This is a genomic window from Candidatus Accumulibacter necessarius, assembly GCF_036625085.1.
The window spans coordinates 107009-120938 of the sequence record NZ_JAZKUM010000013.1 but is presented as its reverse complement, the minus strand read 5'-3'; the positions used below and the strand labels follow the sequence as shown (position 1 = coordinate 120938).

Below are 13930 nucleotides of genomic sequence, written 5' to 3'. Positions count from 1 at the left end.
GACGGCTTCCTGCGTCGTCAGTTTGTCCGCACCAATGGCCGCGGCGCTGCTCGCTCTGATCCAAGGAGGGCGGCTATGAACGCTCCCCTTGAATTCACCCCGGCCATAGACGACAACAGCGAAATTGACACTTCTGGTTGTTCGCCAGAAAAAGGCGACAAAGCCGAAGAACCCGATAACGGAGCCTTCATGGCCGCCGTGTTTCATGCGCTGCCGGATGGCGCGGCCGCGACCGTCACATCATTCTTGGGCAACCCCGCTACCTCAAAGCAGTGGGGAAATTGCGCGCCATTCGGGAAGATCGAGACACCGGCGACTGCAAACAATTATTTCTGCGTGTCCAGCCACTATCCCGGCGATGATGGGGTAGTTCGTCGGAAAAAGACCAATTTCGCGGGTCTGCACTGCATAATGCTTGACGACATCGGAAACAAGATTCCGGCTGATCGCGTGAGCATGGCCCCGAGTTGGTCTATCGAAACAAGTCCTGGCAATCATCAAGTAGGTTTCATTCTTGACGGGCCGGTACTCGACGCGGCGGCGGCTGATCGGCTGATGAATGCCATCATCACCGGCGGGCTGTGCGATCCTGGGGCGAATGGTCCCACGGCCAGACTTGCACGGCTGCCGATAGCGATCAACGGCAAGTATGAAGGTCCGTTTCAGTGTCGCCTGGTGGAGTGGCGCCCCGATCTTCGCTACTCAGTGGAAGCGATTGTCGAAGGGTTGGAAATCGAGCTCGCCCCGGCCGGCCGGCCGAAACGCCAGCGCAAAAGCGCAGCGGTCCGTTCAGCCCCGGCAGAAACCGCGGACGATAACGATGATGTGTATCTGGCTGCCCCGGCGGCAAATCCGGTCATTGCAGAACTGAAAAAGCGCGGCATGTACAAAATGCCTCTCGGCGGCGCAAAGCACGACATCACGTGCCCATGGGTTCATGAGCACACCGACGCGCTAGACACCGGCGCGGTGTATTTCGAGCCCGACGACCTGTACCCCCGTGGCGGATACCACTGCTGCCATTCGCACGGGCCAAAGTTCAAGATCGGGGCGCTGCTTGAATTCCTCAGCGTTGACGTCGTCTCGGCGAAAATGAAGCCGACCATCAAGGTGTCCGGCGGCGAGCTGCATCGCATTGTTGATCGAGCCGAGCAAGAGCTTGCAAAGAGCGGCAAGTATTACCAGCGTGGCGGGCTGATCGCCAGCATATCCACAGACCCGGCGACGGGAGAAAGCCAGATCATACCGACCAGCAAACCGGCGATGACGCGCGCCCTTTCCTGCGCGGCCGTGTGGCTGAGATTCGATAAGCGGTCTGATGAGTGGGTAGCGTGCGACCCGCCAGAGCGGCACTGCATTGTGCTGTTCTATGCCCAGACCTATGCGCACATGCCCCCATTGTCCGGCATCGCCCGACAGCCCTACATGCGGTCCAGCGGGCATATCGTATCGACCGCAGGCTACGACACAGATAGCGCAATGTTTGGCGTCTTCGATGCGCGGCAGTTCAGCATCCCCGACAGTCCCGGCAAAGAAGATGCCGCGGCGGCGCTGGGCCGTTTGTCCGATCTGCTCAATGAATTTTCCTTTGCCGCAGAGTGTGACAAGGCAGCGGCGCTCGCCATGCTGCTGACGGCGGCGATACGGCCATCGCTGCCGCACGCGCCCATGTTCCACGTCCGGGCGCCAGTGCAGGCCAGCGGCAAGTCGTTTCTGTGCAAGCTTGCTACGGCGCTGGCAACGCCCGCCCCGCCATCGCCTGTATCATTTCCGGATTCGGAAGAGGAGTGCGGCAAGCTGCTGCTCGCGCTCCTGCTCAAATCCCCGGCCGTGATCGAGTTTGACGACCTGAACACGGACCTGCTGCCGTTCGACAAGCTGAAAACGGCCATCACTGAGGAGAGCATCGGCGGCCGAATCCTATGCGCGTCCAAGGATGCGACGGTCAGCACCCGGACGCTGTTCCTGTCCAGCGGTAACAACGTCGGGCCGATCAAGGATATGTGTCGGCGCGTGCTGACGATCAACATTGACCCGCTGTGCGCAACCCCGGCGGAGCGCCGTTTCAAGCGCCCCAACTTGCTGCGGGAGGTTCGCGCCAATCGCGGCAGGCACGTGTCCGACGTGCTGACGATCGTCAAAGCATGGGCTCTGGCCGGGCCGGCCGGAATCCCGACATCTCCCCTATCGCCAGTTTCAGCGATTGGTCTGGCTACTGCCGGCATTCGCTCATCTGGCTTGGCTTGCCCGACCCGGCAACGACCTTGTTCGCTCAGATGAGTGACGACCCCGACGCGGAACTACTCGGGCGCCTGATAAAAGAATGGACGGATGCACTCGGGGCGGCCGCGGCTGGCGTGCGTGATCTGGTGGCGCGTGCAGATTTTGACAAGGCCGGCGAGTTATCGAGCGTGATCCGCGAAATCGCGGAAGATCGCGGCGGCGCTATCAATCGGAGTCGTCTCGGCTGGTGGATCAAACGCCATGAAGGCCGTTTTGTCGATAATCGGCGAATCCTCCCCGACAAGTCGGCGGGCGGGAACGCCAAAGTTTGGCGGATCGTATCGGGTTCTTCGGGTTCGGCGGCTTTTTCCAGCCAACAACCAAAAGTGTCAATTCCTCTCTCGCGTTGGTGAGGTCGAGATATGACAACGGCCGAGATCCTCAAAGCACCGGCGGCGGATGGCGTGACTCTCGCGCTGTCGTCGTCCGGGGCGATCCAGGCGGCGGGAGAACGAGCCGCGGTCGGCGGAAGCGGGAGAAATACGATTCCGCCAGGTTGTTGGTCGTGCCATCATCGGCGCGGTACGCCTTGCCGTGGTTCACCCGGCGGACCGCGTACTTGGCAGGGAGCCGGTCGTAGGCGTCCGCTTCGTCGGCACAGATCACGGAACCCTTGGCGAGGTAGACCGGCGCCAGCTTGCCGATGTCGGCCTGGTTCTCGTTGTTCAGGATGAAGGTCAGCGTCTTCCTGGCCCCGGCGTTGCCGGCCTCGACCTCCGCCTCGGTGTAGGCCTCGCGCATCACCAGGATGCAGCGCTTGTCCGGGTCTTGATTCTCCGCCAAGCGCCGGTCTACCCGGTCTTCCTTCTTGTTCGCCGGCCGGACCGTCCCGCCAACGTACGCCCCGTCTACGTGAATCTCGCCCTGCAGGGCGGATTCGTCCCGGCTCACCAACAGGCTCTCCCGTAGCTTGTGCAGGAGGACGTAGGCGGTCTTGTGGGACACGCCCAGGTCGCGGCCCACCTGCAGGGCAGAAATGCCCTTCACGGCGTTGGCAAACAGGATCGCCGCCGCAAGGTACAGGCGCAGGGGCAGCTTGTGGAAGGCGAAGATCGTTCCGGACGTGACGGAGAAATCTTCCTGGCAGCCCGCGCAGCGCCAAATCTTGCGGGTCGGGCGGAAATAGTGCCGGTGCGCCATGCCGCAGTGCGGGCAGACCACTTCCTTCCCTTCGCCCCAGCGCAGGTGGCGGAACAGGGCAAAAGCGTCATCGTCACTCATGGCCAGGACCTGAACCACGGACAGGGTACGGGCTTCGGCTTTCAGCAGGAAATGTAAACTCATCGCGCCGGCTCATGGGGGTGGGTCATGAGGATCAGTGTAGGACTCTACGGGCTCACAGAGTGAGCCCGCCAGAAAAAAGTTCGGCGCCGCCGTGGGGCTCCTTAGAGATTAGGGGTGGTTGCTCCATAATGCCGGAAATTTCTGGTTGGTGATGGGCAAATGGCCATGAGCAATTGCCAAGACGCGGCCGTCTTGGAAGCGTCTAGCGATCTGCACTACTTACGTGTTCCACGCGGGTTGTGAATACCGCAGTGGCTCCTTGATTCATCGTCGCACCAATCGTGCCTGTTCCGCGCTACAATGCCCGTGAGGGCGAGGTGGCTACGCAACTAGTTTGGGCATTTCCAGATCTCGGCCGATTGCCACGTCAGCGACAGGTGTGTGGTAACTGTAGTGCAGATGAGGTCCGTGGTGATTTCGCCCGACGGTCGGTGGGAATCGTCACCAAGAGCTCGCGGGCCCGTTGCGACGTGTGCCTGCGCTGCGGCACAGCCAGGTCTAGGTAGCCGACACGTATGGGCGACTTGATCGGTTTTTCTATGACGTGTCAAGGCAAGCAGAAGATGGCCGTGATCGTCAGGCACTTGCAGGAGGGCGGTTTCGAATACAGCGCAACCCTGTCGGCGTCCGCTCGCAGTCTCGCAGCCATGACCTATCGCCTTTCCGAACCAAACTTCGCCAGACCCGAGGAGGACACCTTATAACATGGTAGTCGTGTTCTTGATGAACAAACGTGGCACTCGGCATTTCCCGAAGGGGGAAGCGCCGCTTTTTCAGTTCTCGCGCCTCACCGGCTTCACTTCAGCCGCGTAGCCCGGCATCCTAGTCACGTTGGATCAGACCGAACCATTGTCCTTTCGCCAGCGAGTGGATTCTTGTCCTCTCTTTGAGCCGATTCCTCTGGTTTGAGGAGATCGTAAACTTCATCAACGGGAGGTCCCAATGAAAGATTTTCGAGTTTCTCTTGCTGTGACCATCGTCTGCCTTTGCGTGGCCGCCTTTTGGGGCGCCAAGAACGGAATGGGGATGGTGCAGGCTGTGGTTCTTGCAGCGATGCTTGGAGTTATGGAGGTGAGTCTGTCGTTTGACAATGCCGTGGTGAACGCATCTGTGCTGAAGGACATGGAGGAGAAGTGGCAGCAGGTGTTCCTGACCATCGGGGTACTGATAGCAGTGTTCGGCATGCGCCTTTTTTTCCCGATTGCGATCGTGTCTGTAGCCACTGGCTTAGGGATGGGGGATGTGGCGACCATGGCGCTGGAGCGACCCGAGGAGTATTCCAGACACCTTACAGATAGCCACCATGGCATCGCAGCATTCGGTGGCTTGTTCCTCTTACTCGTCTTCCTGACGTTTCTATTCGACGAAGGGAGGGACCTTCATTGGCTTGGAGTGATAGAAGAAAGACTCGCGAGTCTGGGAAAATTGGACTCCATTGCAGTGATGACGGCCTTGATCATTCTCTTTTGCATGCAAATGTGGTTACCGCTAGACCAGCCGACTCGGTTGAAAGTGCTGGTGGCGGGGCTGGGAGGAGTAATCCTGTTCGTGGCCGTTAGCAGTCTTGACACTTTTTTTGAAAGCGAGCAAGTGGGAGAAGAGGCTGTCTCGACAGCCAAGCGCAACGGTGTTGCGGGCTTTCTCTACCTTGAGGTCTTGGATGCTTCGTTCTCCTTCGACGGAGTGATCGGCGCTTTTGCGGTCACGCGCGACGTCGTGATAATTATGTTGGGGCTGGCCATCGGTGCGATGTTTGTCCGTTCGCTGACTGTCCACCTTGTCAGGAAAGGTACGCTCGACGAATACGTGTTTCTTGAGCACGGAGCACACTACGCGATTGGCGCGTTAGCTGTCATCATGCTTTCAGGCATAGTTGTCCATGTTCCAGAGATGGTGACCGCTTCGATCGGTGTCGCGTTCATTGCGCTGGCGCTGGTGTCCTCGATCCGTTACAAGCGGCGCGAGCCGGAAGGCTTATCAGTAAAGTAGCTTAAGGAGATTGAAATGGCTGTTTCACTCAGTAAGGGCGGCAACGTCTCGCTGTCAAGAACGGTGCCGAGTCTCAAACACATCCTGGTTGGTCTTGGCTGGGACGCACGTTGCACCGACGGCGCCAACTTCGACCTCGATGCAAGCGCTTTCTTGCTCGCGGAAAGTGGGAAAGTGCGACGTGATGAGGACTTTGTCTTTTACAACCAACTTGTTTCATCATGCGGCTCGGTTAAGCATACGGGCGATAACACCACTGGAGCGGGCGACGGCGATGACGAGGCGCTAGAGATTGACCTCGATAGGGTACCAGACCATGTCAAGCGCTTGGCCGTCTGTGTGACTATCCACGATGCGGAGGACCGCAGGCAGAATTTTGGGCAGGTGTCGGACGCGTACATGCGCATTGTGAATATGGACAACGACGTAGAGATCGTGCGATTTGACCTTTCCGAGGACTACAGTACCGAGACAGCGATGATTTTTGGTGAGGTCTACCGTTACGGCGCCGAGTGGAAATTCAAAGCTGTCGGTCAGGGCTTCAGCGGCGGACTTGGTGCCATGTGCGGACAGTTCGGTGTCACAGTAACCTAGCTGACTTCCCAACAAGAATCACTGAAACGAAAAAAAGGAAAAACGATGAGAAGGCTGCCCGTATACCTGTTGCTCGACACTTCAGGTTCCATGAGTGGAGAACCGATTGAAGCCGTCAAGAACGGCGTTCAGATTCTTGTTTCGACCCTGCGCCAAGATCCCTATGCGTTGGAGACTGCGTTCCTATCCATCATCACATTTGACAGCGCCGCGAAACAGGTTGTTCCGCTGACCGAACTGGCAACATTTCAGACCCCCCCCATCTCCGCCAGCGGCAGCACGGAACTCGGCGCAGCTCTGAGCCTGCTGGCTGACCGGATCGAAGCGGAGGTCGCCAAGACCACAGCAGACGCGAAGGGTGACTGGAAGCCTCTAGTGTTCATCATGACAGACGGGGCGCCAACTGACGACTGGAAGCGTGGCCTCGACAGACTTCGTAAGGTCCGCACCGGAATCGTCATTGCTTGCGCCGCTGGTCCCGGGGCCGACGCCACAGTTCTTAAGCAAGTCACCGAGGTCGTTGTCCAGCTTGACACGGCTGACCAGAACACAATCAAAGCATTCTTTAAGTGGGTCTCGGCCAGCGTCTCAACGGGCAGCCACAAGGTGGACCAAGGCCAGAAAGAGGTTTCCGGGCTCGGCGATCTGCCTCCACCGCCGCCAGAAGTTAACGTGGTTCTTTGAGGCCGAGACAAAATGGCTATCAGCTTGAAGAAGGGCCAGGGCGTAAGCCTCAAGAAAAGTGAGAACGATCTCTCTATGGTTACCATAGGCCTCGGCTGGGACATCCTCGAAGAGAAGTCTGGATTCCTGGGGGGCCTGTTCGCGAAGAAACCGGCGGAGTACGATCTCGATGTAGTAGCGTTCCTCTGCGGAGCGGACGGCAAGGTGCACGATCTCGGCAAGATTGAAAATGACCGTCCTTCGTTGGTAAACGGTGACGTCGTGTTCTTCAATAGCATGCGCCACCATTCCGGGCACATCTGGCTCACCGGCGACAACCGCACAGGAGCTGGTGAGGGCGACGATGAGCAGATCATAGTTGAGCTCAACGAATTGCCCGAGAAATACGCAAAGGTCGTCTTTGTCGTGCAGATCTATAAGGGCATCGAGAATGGTCAGAGTTTCGGAAAGGTCCGAAACGCATTCATCCGGGCCGTGGACGGCAAGGGCCGCGAAATGACACGCTTTGACCTCTCGGGTGGCGCACAATACGTGGAGTGCCGATCCATGCTTTTCGCCGAGCTAGTCCGCGAACGGGACGGCTGGAAGTTTAATGCCGTCGGGGCCCCGTCCCAGTCGGATACCTTCATAGAGTTCCTCAAGCAGTACGTGTGAGCCTGGCATGAGCGACCGAAGACTGCCTGTCTATATTCTCCTTGACACCTCCGGGTCGATGCGCGGAGAAGCCCTTCATTCGGTCAACGTTGGCATGCGGGCGATGTTGAGTGCCTTGCGTAAGGACCCCTACGCTCTCGAGAGCGCGCATCTTTGCGTCATCACGTTCGACCTTGAGGCAAAACTCTATTTGCCGCTTACACAACTCCACGAGGCGCAGTTCACTGACTTGGCCGTACCGGAATCTGGAGCCACCTTCATGGGGGCCGCACTTCAACTCCTGGTGGACTGCGTGGACAAAGACGTCAAGAAGTCGACCAAGGACGCGAAAGGCGACTGGCGGCCCCTACTCTTCCTGATGACGGACGGAAAACCAAGTGATCTACACACGTTCCGTCAGACGATCCCCGAAGTAAAAAAACGCAATTTTGGCTGTATTGTCGCGTGCGCGGTCGGGCCGTTTGCGAAGGAGGAATACCTTCGGGAATTGACGGACAGTGTTGAAACAATGGCCACGATGGACGAGGCATCTTTCTTACGTTTCTTCCAAATGGTTTCTGCAAGCGTGGCGGCGGGAAGCAGCAGTGCTGGGGTGACCGGGCAGGCGTCGCTTCCGCCTCCGCCACCCGAGGTTCAGTTAGTGCTCTGATGTGCCGGGTGGCAAGTGAGTGCGCTTTGAAAGGGTTTGGGTGCGGCTCTTTTCGACCACGCTTTCGCGGCCCTCAACCGGCAGATTTTGACTCATTATCCGTTCGCCGCTAGAGGGATGGGGCACCCGCGGGCTCGGTAACGCCATCCCCGTTCGTTACGTCCCGCGCCCGAGCAACTTTTCCAAGTCATTGATATGTTAACCATTTGATCTATCTAAGATCCTTCGTGGCCGAAAAGATCCACACCCAAAGGGTTTTGTATGGACATCCTCGGGGATCGACATCCCAACAGGTACGTGCACGCCACGTCCTTTGGACCTGTACAACACCGCGGTTGATTGCGATTGCCTCGTCGTAGGCGACGCGACTGGTGACTGATACCCTTGCGGTCAGCGGACACTGACCCATAACCACAGGAGATGCAATGCGCAGACTACCACTGTTTTTTGTCTTGGACTGCTCGGAGTCCATGGTTGGCGACAATCTCAAGAAGATGGAGGATGGCCTGCAGGCCATAGTGCGTGCCTTACGGGCCGACCCACATGCACTGGAGACAGTTTACGTCTCGGTCGTCGCTTTTGCAGGCGTCGCCAGGACCATCGCCCCACTGGTAGAACTGGTCTCCTTCTATCCGCCTAAACTTCCTCTCGGCGGGGGGACGAACCTGGGAGCCGCTCTTGGTGCTTTGATGCGTGAAATCGACAAGTCTGTCATGCGCACGACGGCCGAGCACAAGGGGGACTGGAAGCCTGTCGTGTACCTCCTGACGGACGGACGGCCGACTGACGATCCGAAGCCGGCTATCGACGAGTGGAATGCAAAGTATGCAAAAAAGGCCACCATGGTCGCGATCGGGCTAGGCAAGTCCGCCGGTTTTTCGTCGCTTCGCAGTCTCACGCAGCATGTGCTCGTCTTCGAGGACTCGCAGGAGGGAGACTTCAGGAAGTTCGTCAACTGGGTTACGGCCTCCGTCGTTGCGCAGAGCAAGAGTGTCGGCGAGGGAGCCGAAGCACAAGCCTTGCCGAAACTCGACGAGAGTATCTTGAGCCTTGTAAAGGAGAGTCCGCCGATGGCGGACGAGGCTTGTGTAACGCTGGTAGGGCGCTGCCAGAAAACCCGCAAGCCTTACATTATCAAGTACGAACGAGCAATGCAGGACGTGGCCACCAGGGACTTCAAGCTACAGGTGGCACGTTACGAGATTTCAGGTTGCTATCCACTAGACGAGGACTACTTCGCTTGGTCAGATCCACGTTCGGCCAACCTGACGGTTAACACTACCGAATTGGTGGGCTCGCCAGGGTGTCCGCATTGCGGCAACATCTGCGCCTTCGCAGTTTGCGGGTGCGGCAAACTCATGTGCATCAACGGCCCGCAGGAGGCAGTTTGCCCATGGTGCGAGAAAGCCGTCGCTTTCGCCCCGGCTCCTATGGAAGAAGGCGGGTTCGACGTGGGTCGTGGACGGGGCTGAAATCCATGCACACGACGCGAAAACTTTCCGATGCAGAAAGAGCGAGCCATGGACCGCAGATCGAAAACCTGATGCTGGGGCTTTTCGGACGCAGCAAACAGCCTTTCTTTGACGTGGGCGCGGTGGCACTGCCGCTTCTCGATGAGTTCATAGCGAGCGACGAGGTCGTTGACGAGGCGCATGCGTTTGCGATCGCCGTGATGAAGCTCTGGAATACACGCTACCCCGGCAAAAAGTTGAAACCTCTCCGAATACAGGTATCGACCGCATCCACCACGTCTGTTGAGCCCGATGCACTGGAAGACTTCACCGGTTTTTCGCATTCGGACGATTTGCCTACCCTACCATCACCGGCGGGGCCGACCGTGATCAACGACGATAGGAACCAAGAAATGACGCAGACCCAGGACGACGCCGCAGCCGCCGGTTCGGCCGCTTTGAACGTCGCAGCGAAGCCAGGTCAGACTCCAGCGCAGAACGCGGATCCGGGACGATCGGCCGAAAGTAGGCCAAGATTCCGGGTGCCGAACGCAAAAGTGGGGCAGGATTATGCTGACAAGATTAGGGGAGCAGATGCGGCTGGTGCACAGGTTCGCGTCAGAAACGTAAGGGTTCCAGAGGGGTTAGGGCTTGACTTCGACGAAGGGTCTGGAGATCTGCGTGGCAAGCCGGTCGTTGCAGGAGAACACAGAATTTTTCTGCAATGGTCAGTGGATGGTGTCTCGTGGTCGTCCGATGAGTGCCTTTTGATCGTCAACCCAGATCCGAGGAGCCTCTGGCAGAAGAGGGATCCTTCCCCTGATGATCCCTACTACAAACCGAACACGGACGGTGCGGTCTTGGAACTCTCCGGACACTGCATCGTTGCCGCCAGCCGACGCGGTCGTTCCCACGAGCATTCTGGAACCTGCCGTGACGACGATTTTCTTGTTAGCCATGACCCGACATCGGGTTGGAGCTTGCTCGTGGTAGCGGATGGAGCGGGAAGTGCAAAGAGTTCCCGATGGGGATCGAAATTGGCGGTCGAGGCTTTCGGTGATCACCTCAGGGCCGAACTGTGCGGCGACTGTGGTGCTGGCATGACATCCGCCCTTGCCGTGTGGTCATCGGATCCCGATGCCGCCCGCACGAAGCTTGGAACGGACTTCCACTACCTCTTCCACCGAGCAGCGAAACTCGCCGTTGAGGCGATTGAGGCTGAGGCTCAAGCGAACGGGGTGGCGGCGAAGGAGTACTCCACCACGTTACTCGCCGCGGTGGCAAGGTACGACCATGGAGAACTATTCGTGGCCACTTTCTGGAGGGGTGATGGAGCCATTGCTGCGTATGGCCCTCGTGGCCAAGTGAGGCTTATGGGGACGCCTGATAGCGGCGAGTTCTCCGGAGAGACGCGTTTCCTTGACAAAGCTTTCGTTTTCGATCCGGATTTTGGGAAGCGCGTAAGTATTGGGCGTTTCGAAGATGTTACGGCGCTGATCCTAATGACAGACGGTGTTTCGGATCCGAAGTTTGGGACCGACAACAACCTGGCCGACGCCGCGAAGTGGGATGCATTTTGGGATGAGATTTGCCCACTAGTTGATGGGTCTGGGGGGGGCGCAGCCAAAGACAGGGTCTTGACGGACTGGCTTGAGTTCTTCTCTCCAGGAGACCATGACGACCGAACGATCGCTGTTCTCTTCTGAGGAGGAATTCGTGGCTTTGAAGGCAAAGGTTGCGCCGGTCGCCGCTCTGCTGATCGCACTCCCATTCGCTGGCACCAAGCCCGACCCCTTGGCTGACGCCTTAGGCTTGGCGGCGGCTATTGCATCCTTGTCTCTGTTTGCCCTGTTCGGTTTGTTCGCAGCCGCCCGTCCCGAAGGCTGGTCGCCGATGGACGCGGTGGAAACGGCAGAGACAGTTACCCTTTGGCTGGCGGCCTTGGTGGTCGTTGCCCGCGTTGCCTAGGAGATCTTGATGGCGAAGGTTGTGAAATGCAAGACCCTCGACGGACAGAGCATCGAGTTCGTAGAGGACGTCATCGGATCGGGTGCAATGAAGGATGTGCATTTCGCTCCAGACAAGTCCTACGTGGTTGCGTTTTACAAGGAGAAGCAGGACTTCCAGGCTCGGGACCGCCTGCAAATGATCACAGGGAGATACCGGGAGGCGCTTTTTAGTCAAGTCGGTGGCGACTACTGGAAGACGTTGTTCTGCTGGCCGACGGCCGCGCTTGAGCATGAAGGCAAGCTTGGTCTGGTAGCGCCTACATATCCTAGTCACTTCTTTTTCGAACACGGATCTAAGAACAACGATGTTCTCGGCATCAAGGGGAAGGAAAAGGAAGGCAAGTGGTTTGCGGCATCGAGTCTGCGCAATCGTTTCATGGATCCCCGAGAGCTCGGGGATTGGTTGAATCACATCAGAATGTGTGTACTCTTGTCGAGGGCGGTGAAGAAAATGCACATGATGGGTCTGGCCCACTCGGACCTCTCCTACAAGAACGTGCTTGTCGACCCATCCAAAGGCTTCGCCTGCGTGATCGACGTTGACGGCCTGGTTGTTCCGGGGAAATATCCACCGGACGTCGTGGGCACGCCAGACTTCATTGCTCCCGAGGTCGTGATGACCAATCACCTGGCGAAAGGCGACCCGAACAGGAAACTTCCGCGGCGGGAAACCGACCAGCACGCGCTCGCCGTACTCATCTACATGTATCTTCTCTACCGTCATCCGTTGCGTGGCGGCAAGGTTCACGACGTCGACGATGAGCAGCGCGACGAGTCCCTGACGATGGGAGAGAAGGCTCTCTTCGTCGAACATCCGACGGACAGGAGCAACCGCATTAGGGTCGCGGATGCCAAGCCCACAGAGCTGCCTTGGGCAGACACTGAGAGGATGCCATACACAATAACGGGGCCCTACTTGGCACCGCTGTTCCTGCAGGCGTTTGTGACAGGCCTCCACGAGCCCGGTATGCGCCCCTCGGCCAACGACTGGGAGACAGCGTTGGTCAAGACGGTCGATCTGATCCAGCCTTGCCAGAATCCGAGCTGCACCCAGAAATGGTATGTGTTTGACAATTCTACAAAACCACGCTGCCCGTTCTGCGGGACGCCTCACAAGGGCAAGTTGCCGATTCTCAATCTGTACTCGTCACGGAAGGAAGGACAATTCCGTCCGGATAACCACAGACTGATGGTTTGGACGGGGCAGTCCTTGTTCTTGTGGCATGCGAACAACCTTATCGCTCCAAACGAGAGGCTGACGGACTCTCAGAAAAAACGGGTGGGCTACTTCGTCCTGCACAATGACATCTGGTGGCTGGTCAACGAGGGGTTACCTGACTTGACGGAGATCAACGGCGCAAGCAAGACAACTGTCCCGATCGGAAACAAGGTCGAACTCAAGGACGGGCAGCAACTTCTCCTTGCCAAGGGTGAAGGGGGGCGCTTGGTGGTCGTTCAGATGGTTGAGAGTTGACAGTTGGCTCGACGCCATCGGGTTGGGTCGCGTTCGATCGGTCAAGGAGTGGTGCGCCCCAATCTTGCCAATTCGCCGGATCACAGCAACTTCGGGATCTCATCTAAATGCGGTACAAGTGCGGCCATGTGGCGAAGTGGGAACGTAACGCCGACTCATCCGCCGGCTTCGACATAGTGCGCTGCATGCAACCAGTCGTCCCAGACACCTACGTCGATGCTTCTGCAAGGAGCGATCGCCCCATCGTCGCCGCTTTCGACTTCGATGTCACGATGACGACACGAGACACCTTCCTTCCCTTCCTGAACAGGGCCTTCGGTAGGGCGAGGGTCAGCAGCGCGTTCCTACGTTTGGTTCCAGAAGCATGCAAGATTGTCGTTGGGGTCTCGGATAGAGACAAATTCAAGGAACTGCTGGTCAGCGAGCTGTTTTCGGGCGAGTGCGTCGCAAGGCTTCGCGAGGAGGGGAGGAGGCACGCCGCCGAAATTCTCGAATGGATAAGGCCTGCCGCACGCGCGAAAGCGGAGTGGCACAAGACGCAAGGGCACCGACTGGTAATGGTGAGCGCGTCTCTCGATCTATACCTTGAACCCGTCTGCCGAGAACTTGGTTTCGACGACTTGCTGTGCACACGTCCTTCGGTGAATCACTTAGTCTTTGACGGCCGGCTTAAAGGATACAACTGCCGCGGTCCCGAGAAGGTTAGGCAGTTGATCGGACTGCTCGGCGATCTCTCGGAATGCGAGCTTCACGCGTACGGAGACTCTGCAGGAGATCGTGAGATGCTTAGCGCAGCGGACCACCCGAATTTGAGAGTATTTGAGCCCCGTTGAGGCCCATCGTCCAAGGCAGGCGGGCG

General features: G+C 58.1%; 12 protein-coding genes and 1 pseudogene. 12 read left to right on the top strand and 1 reads right to left on the bottom strand.

What is annotated here, in order from left to right:
• A partial coding sequence (locus tag V5B44_RS24675; RefSeq protein ID WP_332361783.1) for a hypothetical protein occupies window positions 1-2280 on the top strand: 2280 nt, incomplete at its 5' end.
• On the top strand, window positions 2277-2636 hold the full coding sequence (locus V5B44_RS24670) for a hypothetical protein (protein WP_332361782.1): 360 nt from the start codon (window positions 2277-2279) through the stop codon (window positions 2634-2636). The genes V5B44_RS24675 and V5B44_RS24670, both read left to right, overlap by 4 nt.
• Window positions 2637-2745: 109 nt before the next feature.
• Here the strand turns inward: V5B44_RS24670 and V5B44_RS24665 are convergent.
• Window positions 2746-3567, bottom strand: a pseudogene (locus V5B44_RS24665) (IS1595 family transposase); the annotation flags it as partial.
• A 942-nt stretch (window positions 3568-4509) separates the two neighbouring features.
• On the opposite strand from V5B44_RS24665, the gene V5B44_RS24660 reads away from it, so the two are divergent.
• The 10 genes from V5B44_RS24660 (at window position 4510) to V5B44_RS24615 (ending at window position 13904) form a co-directional block, all read left to right on the top strand.
• Complete coding sequence (locus V5B44_RS24660; RefSeq protein ID WP_299157555.1) at window positions 4510-5556, top strand: DUF475 domain-containing protein; 1047 nt, start codon at window positions 4510-4512, stop codon at window positions 5554-5556.
• A 15-nt stretch (window positions 5557-5571) separates the two neighbouring features.
• The gene (locus V5B44_RS24655) at window positions 5572-6150 is read left to right on the top strand and encodes a TerD family protein (protein WP_287666940.1); all 579 of its coding nucleotides are present in this window, start codon (window positions 5572-5574) and stop codon (window positions 6148-6150) included.
• Window positions 6151-6195: 45 nt separating this feature from the next.
• A complete protein-coding gene (locus V5B44_RS24650) occupies window positions 6196-6834 on the top strand; it encodes a vWA domain-containing protein (protein WP_299157562.1) in 639 nt (212 codons plus the stop codon).
• Window positions 6835-6846: 12 nt separating this feature from the next.
• The gene (locus V5B44_RS24645; protein WP_287666946.1) at window positions 6847-7488 is read left to right on the top strand and encodes a TerD family protein; all 642 of its coding nucleotides are present in this window, start codon (window positions 6847-6849) and stop codon (window positions 7486-7488) included.
• Between the two features lie 7 nt (window positions 7489-7495).
• Window positions 7496-8137 carry a vWA domain-containing protein gene (locus V5B44_RS24640; RefSeq protein WP_287666949.1) on the top strand — a complete coding sequence of 214 codons (642 nt, stop codon included), beginning with the start codon at window positions 7496-7498 and terminating at the stop codon, window positions 8135-8137.
• A gap of 425 nt (window positions 8138-8562) precedes the next feature.
• Window positions 8563-9609: a TerY-C metal binding domain-containing protein gene (locus V5B44_RS24635; RefSeq protein ID WP_287666952.1), complete on the top strand. Its 1047-nt coding sequence runs from the start codon at window positions 8563-8565 to the stop codon at window positions 9607-9609.
• A 5-nt stretch (window positions 9610-9614) separates the two neighbouring features.
• Window positions 9615-11294, top strand: coding sequence for a PP2C family serine/threonine-protein phosphatase (locus V5B44_RS24630; RefSeq protein WP_332361778.1), 1680 nt, complete (start codon window positions 9615-9617; stop codon window positions 11292-11294).
• Complete coding sequence (locus V5B44_RS24625) at window positions 11263-11556, top strand: hypothetical protein (RefSeq protein ID WP_287666957.1); 294 nt, start codon at window positions 11263-11265, stop codon at window positions 11554-11556. The genes V5B44_RS24630 and V5B44_RS24625 overlap by 32 nt, the downstream gene beginning before the upstream one ends.
• Window positions 11557-11565: 9 nt before the next feature.
• Window positions 11566-13071 carry a helix-hairpin-helix domain-containing protein gene (locus V5B44_RS24620; protein ID WP_287666959.1) on the top strand — a complete coding sequence of 502 codons (1506 nt, stop codon included), beginning with the start codon at window positions 11566-11568 and terminating at the stop codon, window positions 13069-13071.
• Between the two features lie 107 nt (window positions 13072-13178).
• The gene (locus tag V5B44_RS24615; RefSeq protein ID WP_287666962.1) at window positions 13179-13904 is read left to right on the top strand and encodes an HAD-IB family hydrolase; all 726 of its coding nucleotides are present in this window, start codon (window positions 13179-13181) and stop codon (window positions 13902-13904) included.
• Window positions 13905-13930 lie beyond the last annotated feature (26 nt).

Excerpts from the sequence above, each read along its gene's own strand:
- V5B44_RS24640 (WP_287666949.1), top strand. The coding sequence starts at position 7,496 with ATGAGCGACCGAAGACTGCCTGTCTATATTCTCCTTGACACCTCCGGG.
- V5B44_RS24620 (WP_287666959.1), top strand. The coding sequence starts at position 11,566 with ATGGCGAAGGTTGTGAAATGCAAGACCCTCGACGGACAGAGCATCGAG.
- V5B44_RS24625 (WP_287666957.1), top strand. The coding sequence starts at position 11,263 with ATGACGACCGAACGATCGCTGTTCTCTTCTGAGGAGGAATTCGTGGCT.
- V5B44_RS24645 (WP_287666946.1), top strand. The coding sequence starts at position 6,847 with ATGGCTATCAGCTTGAAGAAGGGCCAGGGCGTAAGCCTCAAGAAAAGT.
- V5B44_RS24630 (WP_332361778.1), top strand. The coding sequence starts at position 9,615 with ATGCACACGACGCGAAAACTTTCCGATGCAGAAAGAGCGAGCCATGGA.
- V5B44_RS24670 (WP_332361782.1), top strand. The coding sequence starts at position 2,277 with ATGAGTGACGACCCCGACGCGGAACTACTCGGGCGCCTGATAAAAGAA.
- V5B44_RS24615 (WP_287666962.1), top strand. The coding sequence starts at position 13,179 with ATGCGGTACAAGTGCGGCCATGTGGCGAAGTGGGAACGTAACGCCGAC.
- V5B44_RS24655 (WP_287666940.1), top strand. The coding sequence starts at position 5,572 with ATGGCTGTTTCACTCAGTAAGGGCGGCAACGTCTCGCTGTCAAGAACG.
- V5B44_RS24650 (WP_299157562.1), top strand. The coding sequence starts at position 6,196 with ATGAGAAGGCTGCCCGTATACCTGTTGCTCGACACTTCAGGTTCCATG.
- V5B44_RS24660 (WP_299157555.1), top strand. The coding sequence starts at position 4,510 with ATGAAAGATTTTCGAGTTTCTCTTGCTGTGACCATCGTCTGCCTTTGC.
- V5B44_RS24635 (WP_287666952.1), top strand. The coding sequence starts at position 8,563 with ATGCGCAGACTACCACTGTTTTTTGTCTTGGACTGCTCGGAGTCCATG.